General features: G+C 59.3%; 20 protein-coding genes. 12 read left to right on the top strand and 8 right to left on the bottom strand.

The genetic code is table 11. The features are described from left to right. Window positions 1-187: 187 nt before the first annotated feature. The 6 genes from BMZ63_RS01815 to BMZ63_RS01790 all read left to right on the top strand — a co-directional run bounded on the left by BMZ63_RS01815 (window position 188) and on the right by BMZ63_RS01790 (window position 5088). Complete coding sequence (locus tag BMZ63_RS01815) at window positions 188-757, top strand: DUF1415 domain-containing protein (protein ID WP_091700825.1); 570 nt, start codon at window positions 188-190, stop codon at window positions 755-757. A gap of 174 nt (window positions 758-931) precedes the next feature. Beyond that, window positions 932-1663, top strand: a complete 732-nt coding sequence (locus tag BMZ63_RS01810; RefSeq protein ID WP_091700822.1) for a polyamine aminopropyltransferase — start codon at window positions 932-934, stop codon at window positions 1661-1663. A gap of 15 nt (window positions 1664-1678) precedes the next feature. Then, entirely contained in the window at window positions 1679-2581 is a 903-nt protein-coding gene (locus BMZ63_RS01805; protein ID WP_091700820.1) for an NAD-dependent protein deacetylase, read from the top strand. A gap of 48 nt (window positions 2582-2629) precedes the next feature. Continuing rightward, window positions 2630-3379, top strand: a complete 750-nt coding sequence (locus tag BMZ63_RS01800) for an AzlC family ABC transporter permease (protein ID WP_091700818.1) — start codon at window positions 2630-2632, stop codon at window positions 3377-3379. Beyond that, the gene (locus BMZ63_RS01795; RefSeq protein ID WP_091700815.1) at window positions 3369-3680 is read left to right on the top strand and encodes an AzlD family protein; all 312 of its coding nucleotides are present in this window, start codon (window positions 3369-3371) and stop codon (window positions 3678-3680) included. Before BMZ63_RS01800 ends, BMZ63_RS01795 begins: the two co-directional genes overlap by 11 nt. Window positions 3681-3765: 85 nt before the next feature. Beyond that, window positions 3766-5088: a hypothetical protein gene (locus BMZ63_RS01790; RefSeq protein WP_091700813.1), complete on the top strand. Its 1323-nt coding sequence runs from the start codon at window positions 3766-3768 to the stop codon at window positions 5086-5088. Between the two features lie 237 nt (window positions 5089-5325). On the opposite strand, the gene BMZ63_RS01785 is transcribed toward BMZ63_RS01790, so the two are convergent. Then, on the bottom strand, window positions 5326-6486 hold the full coding sequence (locus BMZ63_RS01785) for a GNAT family N-acetyltransferase (RefSeq protein ID WP_091700810.1): 1161 nt from the start codon (window positions 6484-6486) through the stop codon (window positions 5326-5328). 57 nt (window positions 6487-6543) lie between these two features. Next, window positions 6544-6909: a hypothetical protein gene (locus BMZ63_RS01780; RefSeq protein WP_091700808.1), complete on the bottom strand. Its 366-nt coding sequence runs from the start codon at window positions 6907-6909 to the stop codon at window positions 6544-6546. Between the two features lie 163 nt (window positions 6910-7072). Here BMZ63_RS01780 and BMZ63_RS01775 point away from each other — a divergent pair, with 163 nt between their 5' ends. The 6 genes from BMZ63_RS01775 (at window position 7073) to BMZ63_RS01750 (ending at window position 12031) form a co-directional block, all read left to right on the top strand. After that, window positions 7073-7759, top strand: coding sequence for a response regulator transcription factor (locus tag BMZ63_RS01775; RefSeq protein ID WP_091700805.1), 687 nt, complete (start codon window positions 7073-7075; stop codon window positions 7757-7759). A 34-nt stretch (window positions 7760-7793) separates the two neighbouring features. Beyond that, window positions 7794-9113, top strand: coding sequence for a sensor histidine kinase (locus tag BMZ63_RS01770; protein ID WP_091700802.1), 1320 nt, complete (start codon window positions 7794-7796; stop codon window positions 9111-9113). A gap of 5 nt (window positions 9114-9118) precedes the next feature. After that, window positions 9119-9724: a YigZ family protein gene (locus tag BMZ63_RS01765; RefSeq protein ID WP_091700799.1), complete on the top strand. Its 606-nt coding sequence runs from the start codon at window positions 9119-9121 to the stop codon at window positions 9722-9724. Between the two features lie 116 nt (window positions 9725-9840). Continuing rightward, a complete protein-coding gene (locus BMZ63_RS01760; protein ID WP_091700797.1) occupies window positions 9841-10368 on the top strand; it encodes a DUF4136 domain-containing protein in 528 nt (175 codons plus the stop codon). Between the two features lie 4 nt (window positions 10369-10372). Next, window positions 10373-10744 carry a translation initiation factor Sui1 gene (locus tag BMZ63_RS01755; protein ID WP_373296720.1) on the top strand — a complete coding sequence of 124 codons (372 nt, stop codon included), beginning with the start codon at window positions 10373-10375 and terminating at the stop codon, window positions 10742-10744. 33 nt (window positions 10745-10777) lie between these two features. Next, the gene (locus BMZ63_RS01750; RefSeq protein WP_091700791.1) at window positions 10778-12031 is read left to right on the top strand and encodes a D-amino acid dehydrogenase; all 1254 of its coding nucleotides are present in this window, start codon (window positions 10778-10780) and stop codon (window positions 12029-12031) included. A 7-nt stretch (window positions 12032-12038) separates the two neighbouring features. On the opposite strand, the gene BMZ63_RS01745 is transcribed toward BMZ63_RS01750, so the two are convergent. From BMZ63_RS01745 to BMZ63_RS01720, 6 genes are read right to left on the bottom strand one after another with little or no spacing between them, the layout of a single operon-like run. Then, window positions 12039-12371 (bottom strand): Na+/H+ antiporter subunit G, encoded by a 333-nt coding sequence (locus BMZ63_RS01745; RefSeq protein WP_091700788.1) that lies wholly within the window; start codon window positions 12369-12371, stop codon window positions 12039-12041. Between the two features lie 16 nt (window positions 12372-12387). Then, window positions 12388-12657, bottom strand: coding sequence for a K+/H+ antiporter subunit F (locus BMZ63_RS01740; RefSeq protein ID WP_091700785.1), 270 nt, complete (start codon window positions 12655-12657; stop codon window positions 12388-12390). Beyond that, window positions 12654-13142 carry a Na+/H+ antiporter subunit E gene (locus BMZ63_RS01735; protein ID WP_091700783.1) on the bottom strand — a complete coding sequence of 163 codons (489 nt, stop codon included), beginning with the start codon at window positions 13140-13142 and terminating at the stop codon, window positions 12654-12656. The genes BMZ63_RS01740 and BMZ63_RS01735 overlap by 4 nt, the downstream gene beginning before the upstream one ends. Beyond that, window positions 13142-14659 carry a monovalent cation/H+ antiporter subunit D gene (locus tag BMZ63_RS01730; RefSeq protein WP_091700780.1) on the bottom strand — a complete coding sequence of 506 codons (1518 nt, stop codon included), beginning with the start codon at window positions 14657-14659 and terminating at the stop codon, window positions 13142-13144. Before BMZ63_RS01730 ends, BMZ63_RS01735 begins: the two co-directional genes overlap by 1 nt. Continuing rightward, entirely contained in the window at window positions 14656-15027 is a 372-nt protein-coding gene (locus tag BMZ63_RS01725; protein ID WP_091700777.1) for a Na+/H+ antiporter subunit C, read from the bottom strand. The genes BMZ63_RS01730 and BMZ63_RS01725 overlap by 4 nt, the downstream gene beginning before the upstream one ends. Further along, a complete protein-coding gene (locus tag BMZ63_RS01720) occupies window positions 15027-17828 on the bottom strand; it encodes a monovalent cation/H+ antiporter subunit A (RefSeq protein ID WP_091700774.1) in 2802 nt (933 codons plus the stop codon). Before BMZ63_RS01720 ends, BMZ63_RS01725 begins: the two co-directional genes overlap by 1 nt. Between the last annotated feature and the right edge of the window lie 317 nt (window positions 17829-18145).

Genomic DNA, 18145 nt, shown 5'->3' with positions numbered 1-18145 from the left:
GCTCGAACTGATAATGACTTGGGTGCTGGCGTGGGTGTGGGTGGGGTCTTCCAAAAAGCGCTCCTGCGGCACATCCCTGTGGCGCTTATGCTCCGCCATCCATGGCTCCGCAAATTTTTGGAAGACCCCACCCACACCCACGCTCTGACTTCAGAGTGGTACTCAGGAAAAACAAAAGGCACCTATTGTGAGTGAATCTCAGATTGTGAACGCAACCCGTAAGTGGGTCGAAGACGTAGTAGTTGGCTACAACCTGTGCCCGTTCGCCAAACGGGAGTTGGTTCGTGACCGGGTGCGGTTTGTGGTGTCAAGCGCCGAAACCGAAGATGAGTTGGTTCAGGCGGTGCATGAAGAGCTGCAGCGTTTGAACGATGAGCCGGAGATTGAGACCACGTTGCTGGTGCACCCGCAGGTGCTGCAGGACTTTTCGGCCTACAATGAATTTCTGGACGTGACCGACGGCTTGCTGGCGTATCTGGAGCTGGAGGGTGTTTTCCAGATTGCCAGTTTCCACCCGGACTACCAGTTTGCCGATACCGATCCGGATGCGGCGGAGAATTACACCAACCGGTCGCCGTACCCGATGTTGCATTTGCTGCGGGAAGCCAGCCTGGAAAGGGCTATTGAGAGCTATCCGGATGTGGAGGGGATTCCGCAGCGGAATATTGAATTGATGGATGAGCTGGGCGCCGACAAAATGAAGGCGATACTTCATTCGTGCTTCGAGGCTGCTAACTCCGGGAGAGCAGGGGAGTAGCCGGTCGGAGTCATTGGGGATGGGTTTCCAAAAATTTGCGGAGGCATGGATGCCGGAGCATAAGCGACCCAAGGATGGGCCGCCAGGAGCGCTTTTTGGAAACCCATCCCCAATGACTCCATATCACCAAAGTTCTCTATCTCCTTTTGAATGTAACTGAACAGTGAGCCTCAAATGGGACTACTCTTCGAACAAATTGACAGCCAGCCCTCCGAAATCGGCGAGATTACCCTCCGCCGCCGCAAAATCCCGGCTCTCGGCGCCCGGGACATCTTTGAGGTGAAACTCGGCGAAGAGTTTCTCATGTCCAGCATGTTTGTGGACGCGGAAATTGCCCTCTCCGACATTGGCCTGCAAGCCACCGAAGGCGACAACCTGAGCGTGGTGGTGGGCGGCCTGGGCCTGGGCTACACCGCCGTGGCAGCCCTGAAGCATGAGCGGGTGGCCGAACTGCTGGTCGTCGAATACCTGAAGCCGGTGATCAGCTGGCACGAGCGTGAGTTTGTACCTCTCGGCCAGGAACTGAATAACGATCTCCGCAGCCGCTACGTGCACGGCAGCTTTTTCGACATGGCCGTGGCCGATCCCGCCGCTGGCGGTTTTGACCCCGACGCGCCCGGTAAACGTTTCGACGCCATCCTGCTCGATATAGACCATTCGCCCCGGGCTCTGCTGCACGACTCCAACGCCAGTTTCTACACAGCTGAAAATCTGGCCCTAATGGCCCGGCAGCTCAAACCCCGTGGCGTGTTTGCCATGTGGTCCAACGAGGGTGAAGATGATGAATTCATGGCTGAACTTCGGGATGTGTTCATCGATGTTGACTGCCATGTCGTATCCTTCTTCAATCCGTTCCAGAATCGGGAATCGTTCAACACCGTGTACGTGGCCCGGAAACCGGGCTGATAAGCCGGAGCTCGTATGCCTTCAGTTGCCCACCGAAGCCGTCCGTTCAGTGCCAGCCAGCGACTGCCCGAGCCGGAGCGGCCGCCGGTCCTGCTCGAGCCAGAGCAGGCGGGCGAGCGGCTGGCGGAGTTTATCCATCGCTACCCGCGCCTGATGGTTCTCACCGGTGCGGGTGTGAGCACCGATTCCGGCATTCCCGATTACCGTGATGGTGATGGCGCCTGGAAGCGCAAGCAGCCGGTGCAGCACAACGATTTCATGGAAAGCTTCCAGACCCGCCAGCGCTATTGGGGCCGAAGCCTGATTGGCTGGCCGGTGATGCGGACCGCCACGCCGAATCCGGCTCACCACTACATCTCGGATCTGGAGCTGTTGAATCACAGTGCGCTGGTGGTCACCCAGAACGTGGACCGCCTGCACCAGAAAGCCGGCACACACGCCGTCACCGATCTGCATGGCCGGGCCGATGAGGTGGTGTGCATGAGCTGCGGGTATCGCTGCCCGCGTGATCAGGTGCACGATCGCTGCGCCCAGCTCAATCCCGGCTTTGAACATTACACGGCGGAAACCGCGCCGGATGGTGATGCCGATCTGGATGTGGATTTTTCCGACTTCCGGCCAGCCGACTGCCCTAAGTGTGCCGGTATCCTGAAGCCGGATGTGGTGTTTTTCGGGGATTTTGTCCCCAAAGAACGGGTTTATTCCGCCCTGGATACCCTCAGGCACAGTGACGGCCTGTTGGTGATTGGCTCCTCCCTGATGGTGTATTCCGGCCTCCGTTTCTGTCGCTATGCTCACGACTGGCAAAAGCCGATTGCCACCCTGAACCTCGGGCGTACCCGGGCCGAAAAGCTGGTCGATTTGAAACTCAACGCGCGTATTGGTGAAACCCTTAAAACCACGGTGGCGTGCCTGTAGGGGTTATTGCCTATTCGTATTTGGAGGCAGGGCGCCTAGCTTTACCCGATGCCATTAGCCCACTATCCATATCAGTTCCAGCCGCACAGGGTGCGCGCGGAATTTTTTCGTTTGCTCCCCATTTCGTTTTTCGTCATGGCGTTTGGTGCTGCCTTCGGCCTGGCGGCTGCGCAGACCGGGCTTTCTCCTCTGCAATCGTTGCTGATGAGCAGCACGGTTTTCGCCGGAGCTTCACAGTTTGCGGTACTGGATATGTGGGGGCCGGAAATCTCCGTGTTACCCATGATCGCCGTGGTGTTCGCGATTAACTCCCGCCATTTGCTGATGGGCGCCTCGTTGTACCCCATGCTCCGGGATGTGTCCCCCGGCAAACGTTACGGATTGCTGCTGGTATTGACCGATGCCAACTGGGCGGTGGCGGCGCAGGAATACCAGAGCGGTAAGCGGAACCTGGAAGTGATCATCGGCGGTGGTCTGGTGATCTGGCTGGCGTGGATGATTGGTACCGCGCTGGGTGTGTATTTCGGCGGGCTGATGCAGAACCCGAAAGCCTTCGGGCTGGACATGGTGCTGGGCTGTTTCCTGCTGGCCATGGCCCTGGGCGGCAAGAAATCCCCTCGGGTACTGGTGGCCTGGCTGGTCGCCGGCAGCGCGTCACTGGCCGCCTGGAAGTGGTTGCCGCCGAACATGCACGTGGTTGTCGGGGCGCTGGCCGGCGGTGCTATCGGTTTCTTCTGGCTGGAATCCCCTGGCAAGACCGCCGGTGAAAAACAGGAGGATACCGCCGATGGCCATTGAAACCACCTCCGCCGGTATCCTTGGCCTGATCGCCATCATGGCACTGGTGACTCTGGTCACCCGCTTCGGCGGCGTGTTCCTGATGTCCTTCGTGCCCATCAGTCCCCGGGTGGAAAGCTTCATCAACACCATGGCCAGCTCCGTGCTGATCGCCATCATCGTGCCCATGGCGGTAGAAGGCGATCTGGGTGCCCTGGCCGCACTGGTGGCTACCGGCCTGACCATGCTGGCGTTGCGCAAGCCACTGCCGGCGATCAGTGCCGGTTTGATTGCGGCTGCGGCGGTGCGCTACTTCCTCTAAGCCCTTGAATTGATTTGATCACAAATTGCTCAAGTAATCCGGGGTGAGGCCGATAAGCTCGCAAATGAGTTGAGGTCCCAGCGCCATGATTGCTTCCAGCCAGATTTCCTTCACCCAGAACAGCACCCGCCAGGTATCGGCGATGGACGCCAGCCAGTTGCGCATCCGCCAACAGGCCCCGGCCTCGCAAGAAGCGCAAACCGGTGCCAGCCAGCGCTCCCTGTTCCGCCAGGCGGCTTACCACTACAGCAGCCAGGAACAGCTTGCCTTCAGCAGCTCCAGCCAGGTGCAGTGCAACGACCGCACCGCCAGCTACACCAGCGCCGAATTCGTCGAACAGTCCTCCGAGCTGTTCCTGCTCGGCCAGCAGGCCCTGACCGTCAGCCGAGCTGCGCTGGGCGGCGATACCGTCGCAGAACCCCAGGCCAGCGTCAGCGTTCAGGCGGGGCAATACCTGTTCTACTCCGAAAGCGAAACCCGCAGCTTTGCATCCAGTGGCAGCATTACCCTGGAAAACGGCGAAAGCATCGACTTCACCCTGTCGCTGCGCCAATCCCAGTCGCGCAGCTACGAGTATTCCGAACTGGTGCAAATCCAGGAACGGCCCATGACCGATCCCCTGGTGATCAACTTCGGCTCAACCACCGCACAGCTCACCGACAGCCTGTTTGAGTTCGATATGAACGGCGATGGCAAAACCGGAGAATTCGCCAGCCTGGGCAGCGGCAGCGGATACCTGGTGTTTGACCGAAACGGCAACGGCAAAGTGGACAACGGCAGCGAACTGTTCGGCCCGAAAAGCGGCTCCGGTTTCAGCGAACTGGCCGCATTCGACGACGACGGCAACCGCTGGATCGATGCCAACGACGACATCTTCTCCCAACTCCAGGTCTGGGTACAAACCGCCGAAGGCGACGAAGAACTGCGCTCCCTGAAAGACGTCGGTGTGCAGGCGCTGTATGTCGACAGCGCCCAGGACCGCTTCACCCTCACCAACCCACAGGGCGTGCCGCTTGGCCAGATTAAAGCGTCCGGCATCTACCTGACCACCGACGGCGAAGTGCGCACCCTTGAAGAACTGGACCTGGCAGAGCAGAACACTGAAACCGTTCCGCCGGTGGAAACCTCACTGGGAGTGACCGGTGCCGGTCGTCAGAGCAATGGCAACTCCGATGGCAACGGCCGAACCGATGCCCGGATCGCCGCCATCGAAAAAGCGCTGGAAAAACTCGAAGACATTCGCCAGCAGCAGAAAGAATTTCTGGAAGCCGGAAAGCCGAATGGCGAGAAAAAGTCCCCGCTGGATGACTACATGAACCTGATTGACCGGCTACGGTTGGAAATGCTCAACAGCCAGGACGAGAAGAAGCAGGCGGCCAGCCGGTATCTGGAGTTTGCCAAGCTGTGAGGATAGTTCGCGTTTTCAGTCGTGTTCGTTGGTAATCTCATTGCTGAGCATAGGCATTGTGATGCATACCAGGGAACGGTGAGCCTAAAGGCTTGGCACAAATCAGGTCAGTGTTTGGGGGTGTCTCCCAAAAATTTTGAAGGCCATGGATGGCCTGAAATAAGCGCACAAGGATGTGCTCGTAGCGGTTTTTGGGAGACACCCCCAAACACTGGCCGTCTTGTTGTTATAAGGAAACTATCCCTCACGTCGGAAAGGTAAGAGCGTTTTGGCCTCCTCAAAATAAGCCCGCACATGCTCCGCCTCTTCAACCGTAAAATCAGCAATAGCCTCCCGAAACCCCGGATGCTGCACCCCATGCCAGGAATGCGTAATCACCGGCTCAAACCCCCGCACCAGCTTATGCTCCCCCTGAGCCCCGGCATCAAAATGCTGCAACCCCAGCTCCAGAGCCAGCTCGATACCCTGGTAATAACAGGTCTCGAAATGCAGATGACTGTACTCCTCCAGGCAGCCCCAATAGCGCCCGTACAGCGTCGTCTCACCCGCCAGAAACAGCGCACCGGCAATCATCTCACCCTCGTGCACCGCCATAACCACATGCAAGTGCTCCGGCAACCGCTCCCTCAAAAGTTCAAAGAATGCCCTGTTCAGATATGGCCGCTGGCCGCGCTTGAAATAAGTCGCCTGATAAAACACATAAAAAGCCGAAAGCACATGATCCGGGATATCGAGGCCGTGAAATCGGCGAAAGGTGATGCCCTGTTCGGCCACCTGCCGACGCTCCTTTCGGATCGACTTGCGCTTGCGGGAGGTCAGCGCCGCGAGAAAATCATTGAAATTCCGGTAGCCATGGTCATGCCAGTGAAACTGGCAACCTATTCGGTGTAGTTCCTGATCATGGGCCAGTAGCTGTTGATCTTCCGCGTCGGGAAACAACAGATGCCAGGAATGAGCACCCGTCTGCCGGGTGGTCTCATCCAGCAAATTGTGCAGGATGTCCGGCGTGAGCCGGGCTCTTAGTTCAGGGTCCAGCAACAAACGAGGTCCCCGGGATGGGGTAAAGGGAATGGCCAGCAAAAGCTTCGGGTAGTAGGGCAGGCCGTAACGTTCGTAGGCGTCCGCCCAGCTCCAGTCAAACACGTATTCGCCCCGGGAATGGCTTTTCAGAAAAGCCGGTGCCACGCCACGGATATCGCCCGCCACGCGAAACACCAGGTAGCTGGGCGTCCAGCCGGTTGCCGTGTTGATGCAGCCGGATTCCTCCAGCGCCTGAAAGAACTCATATCGGAGGAACGGGTTGCCCCTGCCGGCCAGCCTCCGCCACACCGGCTCCGGGATATCGGCAATGCGGCTGCAGGTTTCCAGGGTGATTCCAGTTGATGCGGGTACTGTCATATCGGGCGACGACTCGGTAAAGGGTTGCCCTACCTTACGACAGAACCCGCGGGTTGATCACTTCCGGTTGTTGCCCCGGTCACTGTTTTCACCGCAGCGCTGTTCCATTTTTTCCTGCCACTGTTGCATGCGCTGCTGGTACTTTTCCCGCTGCTCCGCGTGCATCTGCGCCCAGATTTCACGCTGCTCGTCCGTCAGCTTCAGGCGGTCGGCCATCTCGGCGCGGCGTTCTTCCATCGCCTCCCGGCGCTCCTCGCGATTAAACGGGCCTTTACCCTCACGGAAATTTTCACACATTTCCTGTTTGTCCCACTTGCCACCCTGCTTGTTCTTGCCATGATGATCGGCCAGAGCAAACGGGCTGGCGGCCATCAGTGCCGCAGTCAAAAGGCCGGCGGTTATTACAGATGCATTGCGTTTCATGGTTCGTACCTCACTGGTTTTGTCTATCGATGGTTGCCATGGTACGCCGGAACCGGGTCAGTCAGTGTCAGCCTGGTGTAAAGGTTCGGTAAAGAAAAACCGCCCAGACAGGCCTTTCTTCCATACATGATAGACTGGCCCCGGATTGAGCAGGGAGAAACGCATGCATAATCGGGTATTGCTGGTTGAAGATGATGACGAACTCAGGCAACTGCTGGCCCGTTATCTGGACGGCCAGGGCTTCTCGGTACGGCAAGCGGCCAACGGGCAGGATGGCCTGGCACTGGCGCTCGGGCAGGATTGCGACATCGTGGTGCTGGACATCATGCTGCCAGACATTAATGGCCTGGATGTGCTGCGCGAATTGCGGGGCAAAACCCATCTGCCGGTGATCCTGCTGACCGCCCGGGGCGATGAAACCGATCGCATCGTCGGTTTTGAGGTGGGGGCGGACGACTATATTCCGAAACCCTGCAACCCCCGGGAACTGGTGGCTCGCCTGCAGGCCCTGTTGCGGCGTATTGCCTGGGACCGGAAAACGAAGGTGGACGATCCCCGGGTATATGGCGACTTGCGGGTGGAGCCGGCCCAGCGGCGGGTATACCAGAACGGCACGCCACTGGAGCTGACCGCCACCGAATACGAAGTTCTGCAGGTGTTGCTGGCCCGGGCCGGGAGCGTGGTGCGCAAGTCCGACCTCATGCAGTGGGCGCTGGGGCGCCGGCTGGAAGCCTACGACCGTACGCTGGACATGCACATCAGCAATCTGCGCAAAAAGCTGGGCAACGACGATCCTCCCCGCATCGAAACCGTGCGGGGATTGGGATACAGCTACCGTATACCGGTTTAAATTTTTGGTTTGTTGATTCAAGAGTGCCCGAGGAATGAAACGATTCATGCTACCGCTGTTCTGGCGCATCTTCCTGTCCATCTGGCTGGCCATGGCGGTAACCGTGATAGCCAGCAACCTGGCCACCCGGTATTTGCTGGACCGCGAACGCCAGTCCATCGAGCGGCAGGTGGGCCTGCAGGAAATCGGTGCTGAAGCGCTGGATATTCGCCAGCGGGAAAGCCGGGGTGCGGCCTGGCGGCATTTACGTGGTGAGGGTGAACGGCTGGACCTGCACCTGATGCTGATCGAAAAAGAGCAGGGTCACCATCGCTTGCCCAGGGGTATTCGGGAACGCCTGAAATCGTCGGGCTGGTACTCCCACAAGCCCGCGTTGATCGAGCTGGACGATAACTACCAGTTGGTCGCCTGGCCGCGCATGGGCGGGGAAGGCTGGCTTGATCCAAGGCTGTTCCGCTTTGTGGAAATGGCGCTTGCGTTCGTGCTGATCTCCCTGGCCTGCTGGTGGATTGCCCGCATGGTTTCCCGGCCGCTCCGGCACATGGAAACGACCGCTCGCAGCATTGCCGGAGGCGATACCCAACTGCGGGTGCCGGAGCGCATCGCCAAACGCCGCGACGAGGTGGGGCAGCTGGCAACGGCGTTTAACGCCATGACTGACCGCCTGTGCCAGTTGCTGGACCGGCAAAATCATCTGTTGCGGGACATCTCCCATGATTTGCGCACGCCGCTGGCGCGCCAGCGAGTGGCGATCGAGCTGGCCAGCGATGGTGGTGCCGACCCCGAACTGATGGCCAGTATCCTGAGCCAGAATGAACGCCTGGAAGCCATGACCGGCCAGATCCTTGCGCTTTACCGGGTGTCCGAACGCGGCGGGGACATTGAGCGCGAGCCGGTCAAACCGCTGATGCTGATGAACCGGGTGTTGCGAGATGGCGCGGATTATGCCGAACATCGGGGCGTGGACTGCAAACTGACCGCCTCGGAAGACAGCAAAACCGCCGTCGTGCTGGGTGATGCCGGATTGTTGCAGCGGGCCTTCGACAACGTGCTGCAGAACGCCCTCGACCACACGCCGCCGGGCAAGTCGGTACATATTGATGTGCAGCGAGGCGATGAACAAATCCGACTGACCGTCGCCGATGAAGGCCCGGGCGTGTCGGATGAACTGCTTGGCCAGTTGTTTGAGCCGTTTTTCCGCGCCGACCAGTCACGCGGTGGCAAGGGCTGGGGTCTGGGCCTGGCGATCAGTCGGGACATCATCAACGCCCACGATGGTCACATTGAAGCCAGCAATCGTGTGGAAGGGGGCCTGCAGGTCTCGATTTCATTGCCGGTCTTTATTAATGGTTAACCTGTATGAGTAATGATTACCCCATCCCCGCCGGGTTTCTTGAGCGGGAAACGGAAATAAAGAAAAGCCGGTTCATTGCCAGGGTTTACCCCGTCAGCAGCCGCGACGAGGTGCGTGAGTATGTGGCCCGGGCGCACCGGGACTTTCCGGATGCCCGGCATGTTTGCTGGGGGTACCAGATAGGCCGGCCGGGGTCCGCCGCCGAGGCGGCCATGAACGATGACGGAGAGCCTTCCGGTACCGCCGGCAAGCCTATTCTGAACGTGATCCAGCACAAGGACATGGGGGATGTGCTGGTGATCGTGATCCGCTATTTTGGCGGCATCAAACTTGGTGCCGGCGGCCTGGTTCGTGCCTACGCCGGCGCGGCAGAAAGTGTGTTATCGGAAGTGGAGCGGGAGGTCCAGCAGAGTCTCTCTCAGGTACAGGTCAGTCTGGATTTTGCCGATGAGCAGCCGCTGCGCCACTGGTGCGAGCAAAACCAGGGTGTGGTGGAACACATTGGTTATGGTTCAGGCGTGCAGGCAACAGTCTTGTTGCCGGAAACATCAACCGACGAATTTATCGCCTTCTGCGAAGCCCGCAAACTGGATTACCGTCTCGAAAACTGACCCGGTACACAAGCCGGCGCTGTTGCCAGAACGTATACTGTCGGTACGGCATTGTTTCAACAGCGTGTTACCGGGACCGGTTCCGGAACACTGGTGCCATTGGCAGGAGAAGAGCCATGCGTATTTTGCTTCTGATATTAGCCGCCGCGGTGCTGACCGGCTGTGCGGCCAGCAGTGTGACTGATTACAATTCGGCAGTGGTCTTCAGTAACTACCAGACCTGGGCTTTCGCCCCGACAGACGACGAAAGCGAATTCACCTCCCTGGACGACCGTCGCGTGCGTAATGCGGTACGTCGGGAATTCCGGCTGAAGGCCATGGCGGAGGTGCCCGAACAAGAAGCCGACCTGCTGGTGGACTGGCGTATTGTGGAGGAGGATCGTCTGGAGCAGACCGGTGTCGGACTGGGATTGGGTTTCGGCCACGGCAACTTCGGCTGGGGCATTGCCGCGCCGCCGCCGGTGCGGGAGATCACCGAGGGCAAGCTGGTGTTGCGCTTCGCCGACCGGCAAACCGGTGAAGTGGTCTGGCAGGCCGCGGCACGCCGCTACCTGACGGAAAACCAGTCGCCGGACACCCGTCGTAAGGTGATTGATGAGGTTGTCGCGGACATGTTTTCCCAATACCCTCCGGGCATGAATTAAGGCAATACGGAGCGCAATCGTGGCAATGAAGAAAAAAGGCGGGCTGGTGTTTTCCACGGAACAGGGGCGCATGTGCCCGGAATGCCGGAATCCGGTGGATGATTGCACCTGTGGGCAGGATACCGCACCGAAAGGTGATGGCATTGTCCGGGTCAGCCGGGAAACCAAGGGGCGCAAAGGCAAGGGCGTGACCCTGATTACCGGTATCCCGCTGGCGGAAAAGGAACTGAAAGCCTACGCCAAGGTATTGAAGGGCAAGTGCGGCACCGGCGGCACCGTCAAAGACGGCGTAGTGGAGATCCAGGGCGACCAGAGGGACATTCTGGTGCCCCTGCTGGAGCAAAAGGGCTGGACGGTCAAACGGGCTGGCGGCTGATCAACTCAACCGATAACAACGAGCGAGGCAAGCATGCGGATACTGGTAATGGGTGCAGGGGTTGTGGGTATAACCACGGCCTGGTATCTGCAAAAACAGGGGCATGAGGTAACCGTGGTGGACCGCCAGAACCACTCGGCCCTGGAAACCAGTTACGCCAACGGCGGGCAGATTTCCGTGTCCCACGCCGAGCCCTGGGCCAACCCCTCCGCCCCGGCGAAAATCCTGAAGTGGCTGTTCAAGCCGGACGCCCCGCTGCTCTACCGCCCGAAAGCGGACCTCTATCAGTGGCGGTGGGGATTGTCCTTCCTGACTCAATGCACCTCGGCGAAGGCTGCCCATAACATTCGCCAGATGGTCAACCTGGGCACCTACAGTCGTTGCCAACTGCAGGCGCTGCGGGCGGAAACCGGTATTGAATACGACCACCTGGAAAAAGGCATCCTGCACTTCTACACCAACGAAGCGGAGTTTGACGGGGCCCAGGAACCCGCGCGCATCATGCGTGATCTTGGTTGCGACCGGCAGGTCATTGATGCGGACCGCGCCGTGGAACTGGAGCCGGCCCTGGCACCGGCTCGCGACCGCATTGTGGGCGCCACCTACACCGCCGACGACGAAAGCGGAGATGCCCGGAAATTCACCCAGGCGCTGGCTGAACGTTGTCAGCAGGCGGGTGTTGAGTTTATCTACGGCACTGAAGTGCTGGATTTCGAGAGAGCCGGTGACCGGATTCTGGGTGTGCGTGTATTGCAGGAAGGCAGGCACCAGACCCTGCGTTCAGACAGCTATGTGCTCAGTCTGGGCAGTTTCAGTGCCGTGCTGGCCCGCAAGCTGGGCATGTTCCTGAACATTTATCCGGCCAAGGGCTACTCCATCACCGTACCGGTGAAGAATCCCGAGGCCGCCTTCAACGTGAGCCTGACCGACGACGAATACAAACTGGTGTATTCACGGCTGGGCGATCGCATGCGGGTGGCGGGCACTGCTGAGTTGAACGGCTATACCCGCACCCTGAATGAAACCCGGTGTCGGGCGATCGTCCGCCGGGCGGCAGAGATGATGCCGGAGGCCGGTTACTGGGATCAGGCCGAGTTCTGGACCGGGCTGCGCCCGACCACTCCCTCCAATGTGCCCTATATCGGCAAAAGCCACTTCACCAATCTGTACCTGAATACCGGCCACGGCACCCTGGGGTGGACCCATTCCTGTGGTTCGGCCGCGGCGCTGGCGGACATTGTCGAGGGGCGGCGGCCCGGGGTGGAGTTTACCTTCTCGGGCGTTTAACCGGTGTTTATTGATCCCACGGGTTGCCGCGAGTGCCATCCATGGGTGAAACGCCAATGTGCATGGCCGCCTTGGCCAGCATATTGGCACTGACCGGCGCAGTCAGAAACAGGAACACGGTAATCAGGATTTCCGCGACGCCCAGACCTTCCCCGCTGTTGGAAAAATAAATCACCGAACTGAGCATGATCGCGCCCACACCCAGGGTGGTGGCCTTGGTCGGGCCATGCAGACGGGTGAAGAAATCCGGCAGGCGCGCCAGCCCCAGGGCGCCGATCAGCGAAAAGGCGCCACCAAGAAGCAGCAGGCCGGCGATAATATATTCGGTTACCTCACTCATAACATTCCTCCTGCGGCTACTCGATCACGCTGCCGCGCTTGAGATACTTGGCCATGGCCACGGTGCCGACAAACCCCATGACCGCAATCAGCAGGGCCGATTCCAGATACATTCGGGTCCCCAGAGTAATGCCCACCAGAATGATCAGGGCAATGGCATTGATATAGAGCGTATCTAGTGCCAGTACCCGGTCGGGAGCATCGGGCCCTTTGAGCAGGCGAAACATGTTCAGCAAGGCCGCCAAAACGACCATGGCAATGGTGGCATACAGAGCGATGGTGATCACTTGAACATCTCCATCAGGGGCTTTTCGTAACGATTGTGGATGCTGTCGATCACTGCCTGGTTATCTTCCGCGTCAAGGGCATGGATCAACAGCAGTTTCTGGTCGTCGCTGACATCGGCACTGACGGTGCCGGGGGTCAGGGATATGGTGCTTGCCAGAATGGAGATGGCCAGCGGATGCTCCAGTTGCAGCGGGTAGCAGATAAACGCCGGGCGCGGTTTGCGCGGGCTGAGGATCAGTTTCGCCACCGAAAAGCTGGCAAGCACGATGTCCCACAGCACAATTGCCAGGTACACCGGCATGCGCCAGGCGTTTACGAAGCCGGGAGGCTCCGGCCAGAAACCGTAGGTGATGCGGGGAATGGCCCAGGCCAGTATCAGGCCCAGCACCACGCTGCCACCGGAAATGCCATCGCTCAGCAACTGCCAGGTAATGAACAGCAGCAGGCTGAGCCAGGGCTGCGGGAATCCTATACGGGCAAGCATCAGTTCTCCTCCCCGGCCATCGGGGCCTTCAGTATTTCAAGGTAGGCTGAGGTGTCCAGCAACTGTGCGGCAGTGGCTTCCGTGTAGGCGTTGATCGGGTTGGCCAGTGCCACAATCACAACGCTCAGGGCCGTCAGCAGGGCGGCGGCGACGGCGGTCGTGCCGGACAGCGACTCCCGTGCATCCACGTGACCATCGATGGTGCGCCAGAACACGATGCTGCCGGCACGGCTGTAGGCAAGAATGGTCAGGAAACTGCCCACCAGAAGCACACCCCACAGCCAGGCCATGGGCACGCCGGAATCCACCGACTTGAGAATCAGCACTTTGCCAAGAAAACCACTCAATGGCGGCAACCCGGCGGCGGCCACCGCGCCGAGCATGAACAGTACGCCCAGAAGGCGACGGTGATGCATTTTCGGCGCCGTGATGATGTAGTCGGCGGCGCCACCACGTTGGCCGGCAATCAGGTTGGCGACCAGGAACAGGCCGCCCACGGTCCAGGTGGTGCTGAGCATGTAAAACAGGGCGGCTGAAATACCGGCCTGGGAACCCAGGGCAATGGGAGCCAGCAAGGTGCCCACCGAGATAATCACCTGCCAGGCAATCAGTGAGCGCAGGTTGTTGGCGCCCAGCGCGCCGATAACGCCCATGGCCAGGGTAATCAGCGCCAGCGGAAACAGCCAGTCCATGCCGAGGTTGGCCAGTGGGCCGGCGTTGTCACCAAACACCAGCAGATACACCCGGATAATGGCGTAAATGCCGACCTTGGTCATCACGGCAAACAGGGCGGCCACGGGTGCGGTGGCGTTACCGTAGGCTTTGGGCAGCCAGAAGCACAGGGGCAGGATGGCGGCTTTCAGGGCAAAGACCACCAGTAACATCATGCCGCCTGCCTGAACAATGTTCAGATTCTCGTCGGCGACCTGCGGTACCTTCACCGCCAGGTCGGCCATGTTGAGAGTGCCGGTGACGCTGTAGATCATGCCGACACTGATCAGGAAAATCGCCGAGCCAGCCAGGTTCAGCACAACATAATGCAGCCCCGGCACGGTGCGCACAGTGCCGCCGCCGTGCATCAACAGACCGTAGGAAGCAATCAGCAGTACTTCGAAGGCAACGAACAGGTTGAACAGATCTCCGGTCAGAAACGCAATGTTCAGGCCCATCAACTGGAACAGGAACAGGGTATGGAACTGACGATTGCCCTGGTCTGCGCCGCCCAGCGAATAAATGTGGCAGAACAGGGCCAGTACCGAGGTCATCACCAGCATCAGCGCGGCCAGACGATCCAGTACAAGCACAATCCCGAAAGGTGGCTGCCAGTTACCGAAGGCATAGACCCGGTAAGCGTCGTCGGTGGCCAGGGACAGCAGAATGAACGAGGCAGCCACCAGCAGTACCGTGGTGGCCACTGCCAGGGTGCGGCGCAGAGGAATGGGGGCGTACCCCATAAAGGTTTGCAGGATACCGCCAAGCAACGGAATCAGGATGGGTGCAGTAAGCCAATGATTCATTTGCCGGTAATCTCCTCTTCATCCTGCACGTCGATGTCTGGCTGCTTCGGCTGGGTGCCGTCAACGTGATCATCGTCGTTGTCCGCCAGATTGCGCAGTGACAACACCACGACAAAGGCGGTCATGGCGAAGCCGATGACAATGGCCGTCAGTACCAGAGCCTGGGGCAGGGGATCCGAGTAGGAGTCTGCGGTGCCCAGAATAGGCTGTTCACCGGTCGCCAGGCGGCCAGACGAGAACAGGAACAGGTTGACCCCGTAGGACAGCAGCGTCAGCCCCATCACCACCGGAAAGGTGCGGGCACGCAGCAACAGATAGACCCCGGTTGCGGTCAGGGTGCCGATGACTAAAGCAAAAACCAGTTCCATTATGCTTTCTCCTGCGGACTCTTGATCGCCGAGTGGGGGGACAGCCGGCCAATGCTGACCAGGGCCAGCAGGGTGGCGCCGATCACCGCCAGGTACACGCCCAGGTCAAAGACAATGGCGGAGGCAATTTCGAATTTGCCGACCACCGGCCACTTCAGATACTCGAAGGTGGACGTCAGGAACGGATAACCGAAGACAAAACTGCCCACGCCGGCCAGTGTGGCAAACAGCAGACCCAGGCCGATGACGTTGTGATATTTGATGCTGATACGGTCCTGGGTCCAGGACATGCCGCAGGCAATGTACTGGACTACCAGCGCCACCGAGGTAATCAGCCCGGCAATGAAACCGCCGCCTGGCAGGTTGTGACCACGCAGGAAAATATAGGCTGACACCATCAGGGCCAGGGGCAGCAGTGGCCGTGCCAGCTGCTTGAGCATCAGCGGATGGGCATCGCGGGTCCAGGCATGTCCCTGGCCGTCGCTGGGTGGTGGTGTCAGGGCGGTGTCTTTGAGCATGGCGTAAATCCCCAGTGCGGCAATGGCTAGCACGGTGATCTCACCCAGGGTATCGAAGCCACGGAAATCCACCAGAATGACGTTCACCACGTTGGTGCCGCCACCTCCGGTTTTACTGTTTTCCAGGAAAAACTCGGAAATGGAGGTAAACGGCTGGGTGAGCATGGCCAGGGTGACCAGGGTCATTCCCACGCCGGCAATCAGCGCCAGGATGACATCCCGAATCCGGTGGTTCGAGCCGCTTTCGATCGGTGTCCAGGATGGCATGTAAAACAAGGCCAGCATCAGCAATACAATGGTGACGGTTTCAACCGACAGTTGGGTCATGGCCAGATCCGGTGCCGAGAAGCGGGCGAATGCCAGGGCCACCACCAGGCCGACCACACTCAGCAGTACCAGAGCGGAAAAACGCTCTCGATGCCCCATGGCGGCGCCAATCGCGCTGACGATCAAGACGGCGGCGGCAATGCCGGTTGGCCAGTCCACCGGTGACAGGCCGGACTCGCCAATGAACAGGCCGAGTTGGGCCAGCGGTACGATAGCCACGGCAATGACACTGACAACCAGCAACATGGCATAACGCTGCAAAGAGCCGTTTTCCACCAGCGACGTAAAGCGGTGGGCCTGATTCACCAGCCAGGTGACAACGTTCTCGAACACCGCTTTTTCGTCAATTTCCTTGAAGCGGGCGTGGAAGGCGAAAAATTTCTGCCGCTGGCTGTACATCAGCAGGCCACCGACAAACGCCGCCACGCTCATCATCAGTGGCAGGTTGAAGCCATGCAGGATGGCCAGGTGGTAGTCCGGAACAGCGCCACCCAGGGTGGCGTAAGAGGCGGAATAGAGCAGCGGCCCGACCGAGAAGGCCGGGAACATGCCCACCATCAGACAGGCGAACACCAGAATCTCCACCGGTATTTTCATGTAACGCGGTGGCTCGTGAGGTGGGTAAACCGGCAGGTTGGTGGGTTTGCCGTTGAAAAATACGTCGTGGATAAAGCGCGCGGAATAGGCCACGGCAAAGATGCCGGCCGCGGTTGCGCCGACTGGCAGCAGCCAGGCCATGGCACCCGGAAGGTTTACCTTCAGGGATTCAGCGAAGAACATTTCCTTGCTCAGGAAACCATTCATCAGCGGCACACCGGCCATGGATGCCGCCGCTACCATGGCCAGGGTGGCGGTGTGGGGCATGTAGCGCCACAGCCCGTTGAGACGACGCATATCACGTGTGCCGGTTTCATGATCAATAATGCCGGCGGCCATGAACAGCGAGGCCTTGAACGTGGCGTGGTTGATAATGTGGAAGACCGCCGCCACTGCAGACAGTTCGGTTCCCATACCGAACAGCAGGGTGATCAGACCCAGATGGCTGACGGTTGAATGCGCCAGCAGGCCTTTCAGGTCGTGCTTGAACATGGCTACGTAGGCGCCAATCAGCAACGTGGCCATACCGGTAAAGCTGACCATGTAGAACCACAACTCGGTACCCGCCAGCGCCGGGTACAGGCGTGCCATCAGGAATACACCCGCTTTTACCATGGTGGCCGAGTGCAGGTAGGCCGAGACCGGGGTTGGCGCCTGCATGGCATGGGGCAGCCAGAAGTGGAACGGGAACTGTGCCGATTTGGTAAAGGCACCCAGCAATACCAGGGTCAGCGCCACCGGGTACATGGCGTGGGCCTTGATGACATCCCCGGCGGCCAGCACGTCGTCCAGCTCAAAGCTGCCAACAATATTGCCGATGATCAGAATGCCGGCCAGCAGGGCCAGACCGCCACCACCCGTCACGGCCAGCGCCATGCGTGCGCCCCGGCGGGCGTCCTGTTTGTGATTCCAGAAACTGATCAGCAGGAACGAGGTAATGCTGGTTAACTCCCAGAAAATCACCATCAGCAGGAGATTGCCAGACAGCACAATGCCCAGCATCGAGCCCTTGAAGCACAGTAGCAGGGCGTAGAACTTGCCGATGTTCTCGCCCTTTTTGAGGTAGTAGCGGGCGTAGAGAATGATCAGCAGGCCGATGATCAGAATCAGCAGGGAAAACAGCAGGGCGAGGCCGTCGAGCCGGAAGGTAAATGAAATACCGATGGCCGGCAGCCATTCCTTGGCGAACAATACCGTGCCGCCATCTGCCAGGGTTTCCCAATGTGGAAACAGGGCCGCGAGGGCAATCAATGCAGGTACGGAAGAGGCAATGGCTATTGCCGTGCGCCCACCCTGGGCAAACAGGGGTGCGGCTATAGCCCCCAGAAAAGGCAAAAATACAACCAGCGGTAGCGACATCGCGACCTCGTTATCGGTGTTCGTTTGCGTGGGTTGTCAGCATATAAAGCGCAGACAGAGTTTAGCCCTGTGCTTGCCGTATGCACAGTGCATCAGGCCAAAGGGGGTTGTGGTGGATCAGGCCTTGAGGGGTGGATCCGGGAAGTAGGGCAGGCGTCCCCGCTGTCGGACAATGTCATCCGTCAGCAGTAGCTCGGGAAAATGTGTGCAGCCGGTGGACCTCGCGGTCATGGTTGCTCCGTTGAATAAACTGGGTAGTCGATAATACGTACAACGTGACCAAGGTCAAGTAATGTTGCGACCTTTCTCTATGTTTT

The sequence above is a fragment of the Marinobacter persicus genome (genome assembly GCF_900114155.1).
Taxonomy (GTDB): Bacteria; Pseudomonadota; Gammaproteobacteria; order Pseudomonadales; family Oleiphilaceae; genus Marinobacter; species Marinobacter persicus.
The sequence above is the reverse complement of the archived record's forward strand: the minus strand, read 5'-3'. Positions and strand labels throughout refer to the sequence as shown.

Coding starts and splice junctions, on each gene's coding strand:
- BMZ63_RS01760 (WP_091700797.1), top strand. CDS start 9,841: ATGCGTATTTTGCTTCTGATATTAGCCGCCGCGGTGCTGACCGGCTGT.
- BMZ63_RS01780 (WP_091700808.1), bottom strand. CDS start 6,909: ATGAAACGCAATGCATCTGTAATAACCGCCGGCCTTTTGACTGCGGCA.
- BMZ63_RS01795 (WP_091700815.1), top strand. CDS start 3,369: ATGGCCATTGAAACCACCTCCGCCGGTATCCTTGGCCTGATCGCCATC.
- BMZ63_RS01785 (WP_091700810.1), bottom strand. CDS start 6,486: ATGACAGTACCCGCATCAACTGGAATCACCCTGGAAACCTGCAGCCGC.
- BMZ63_RS01745 (WP_091700788.1), bottom strand. CDS start 12,371: ATGAGTGAGGTAACCGAATATATTATCGCCGGCCTGCTGCTTCTTGGT.
- BMZ63_RS01735 (WP_091700783.1), bottom strand. CDS start 13,142: ATGCTTGCCCGTATAGGATTCCCGCAGCCCTGGCTCAGCCTGCTGCTG.
- BMZ63_RS01800 (WP_091700818.1), top strand. CDS start 2,630: ATGCCATTAGCCCACTATCCATATCAGTTCCAGCCGCACAGGGTGCGC.
- BMZ63_RS01725 (WP_091700777.1), bottom strand. CDS start 15,027: ATGGAACTGGTTTTTGCTTTAGTCATCGGCACCCTGACCGCAACCGGG.
- BMZ63_RS01765 (WP_091700799.1), top strand. CDS start 9,119: ATGAGTAATGATTACCCCATCCCCGCCGGGTTTCTTGAGCGGGAAACG.
- BMZ63_RS01750 (WP_091700791.1), top strand. CDS start 10,778: ATGCGGATACTGGTAATGGGTGCAGGGGTTGTGGGTATAACCACGGCC.
- BMZ63_RS01805 (WP_091700820.1), top strand. CDS start 1,679: ATGCCTTCAGTTGCCCACCGAAGCCGTCCGTTCAGTGCCAGCCAGCGA.
- BMZ63_RS01720 (WP_091700774.1), bottom strand. CDS start 17,828: ATGTCGCTACCGCTGGTTGTATTTTTGCCTTTTCTGGGGGCTATAGCC.
- BMZ63_RS01790 (WP_091700813.1), top strand. CDS start 3,766: ATGATTGCTTCCAGCCAGATTTCCTTCACCCAGAACAGCACCCGCCAG.
- BMZ63_RS01775 (WP_091700805.1), top strand. CDS start 7,073: ATGCATAATCGGGTATTGCTGGTTGAAGATGATGACGAACTCAGGCAA.
- BMZ63_RS01730 (WP_091700780.1), bottom strand. CDS start 14,659: ATGAATCATTGGCTTACTGCACCCATCCTGATTCCGTTGCTTGGCGGT.
- BMZ63_RS01770 (WP_091700802.1), top strand. CDS start 7,794: ATGAAACGATTCATGCTACCGCTGTTCTGGCGCATCTTCCTGTCCATC.
- BMZ63_RS01810 (WP_091700822.1), top strand. CDS start 932: ATGGGACTACTCTTCGAACAAATTGACAGCCAGCCCTCCGAAATCGGC.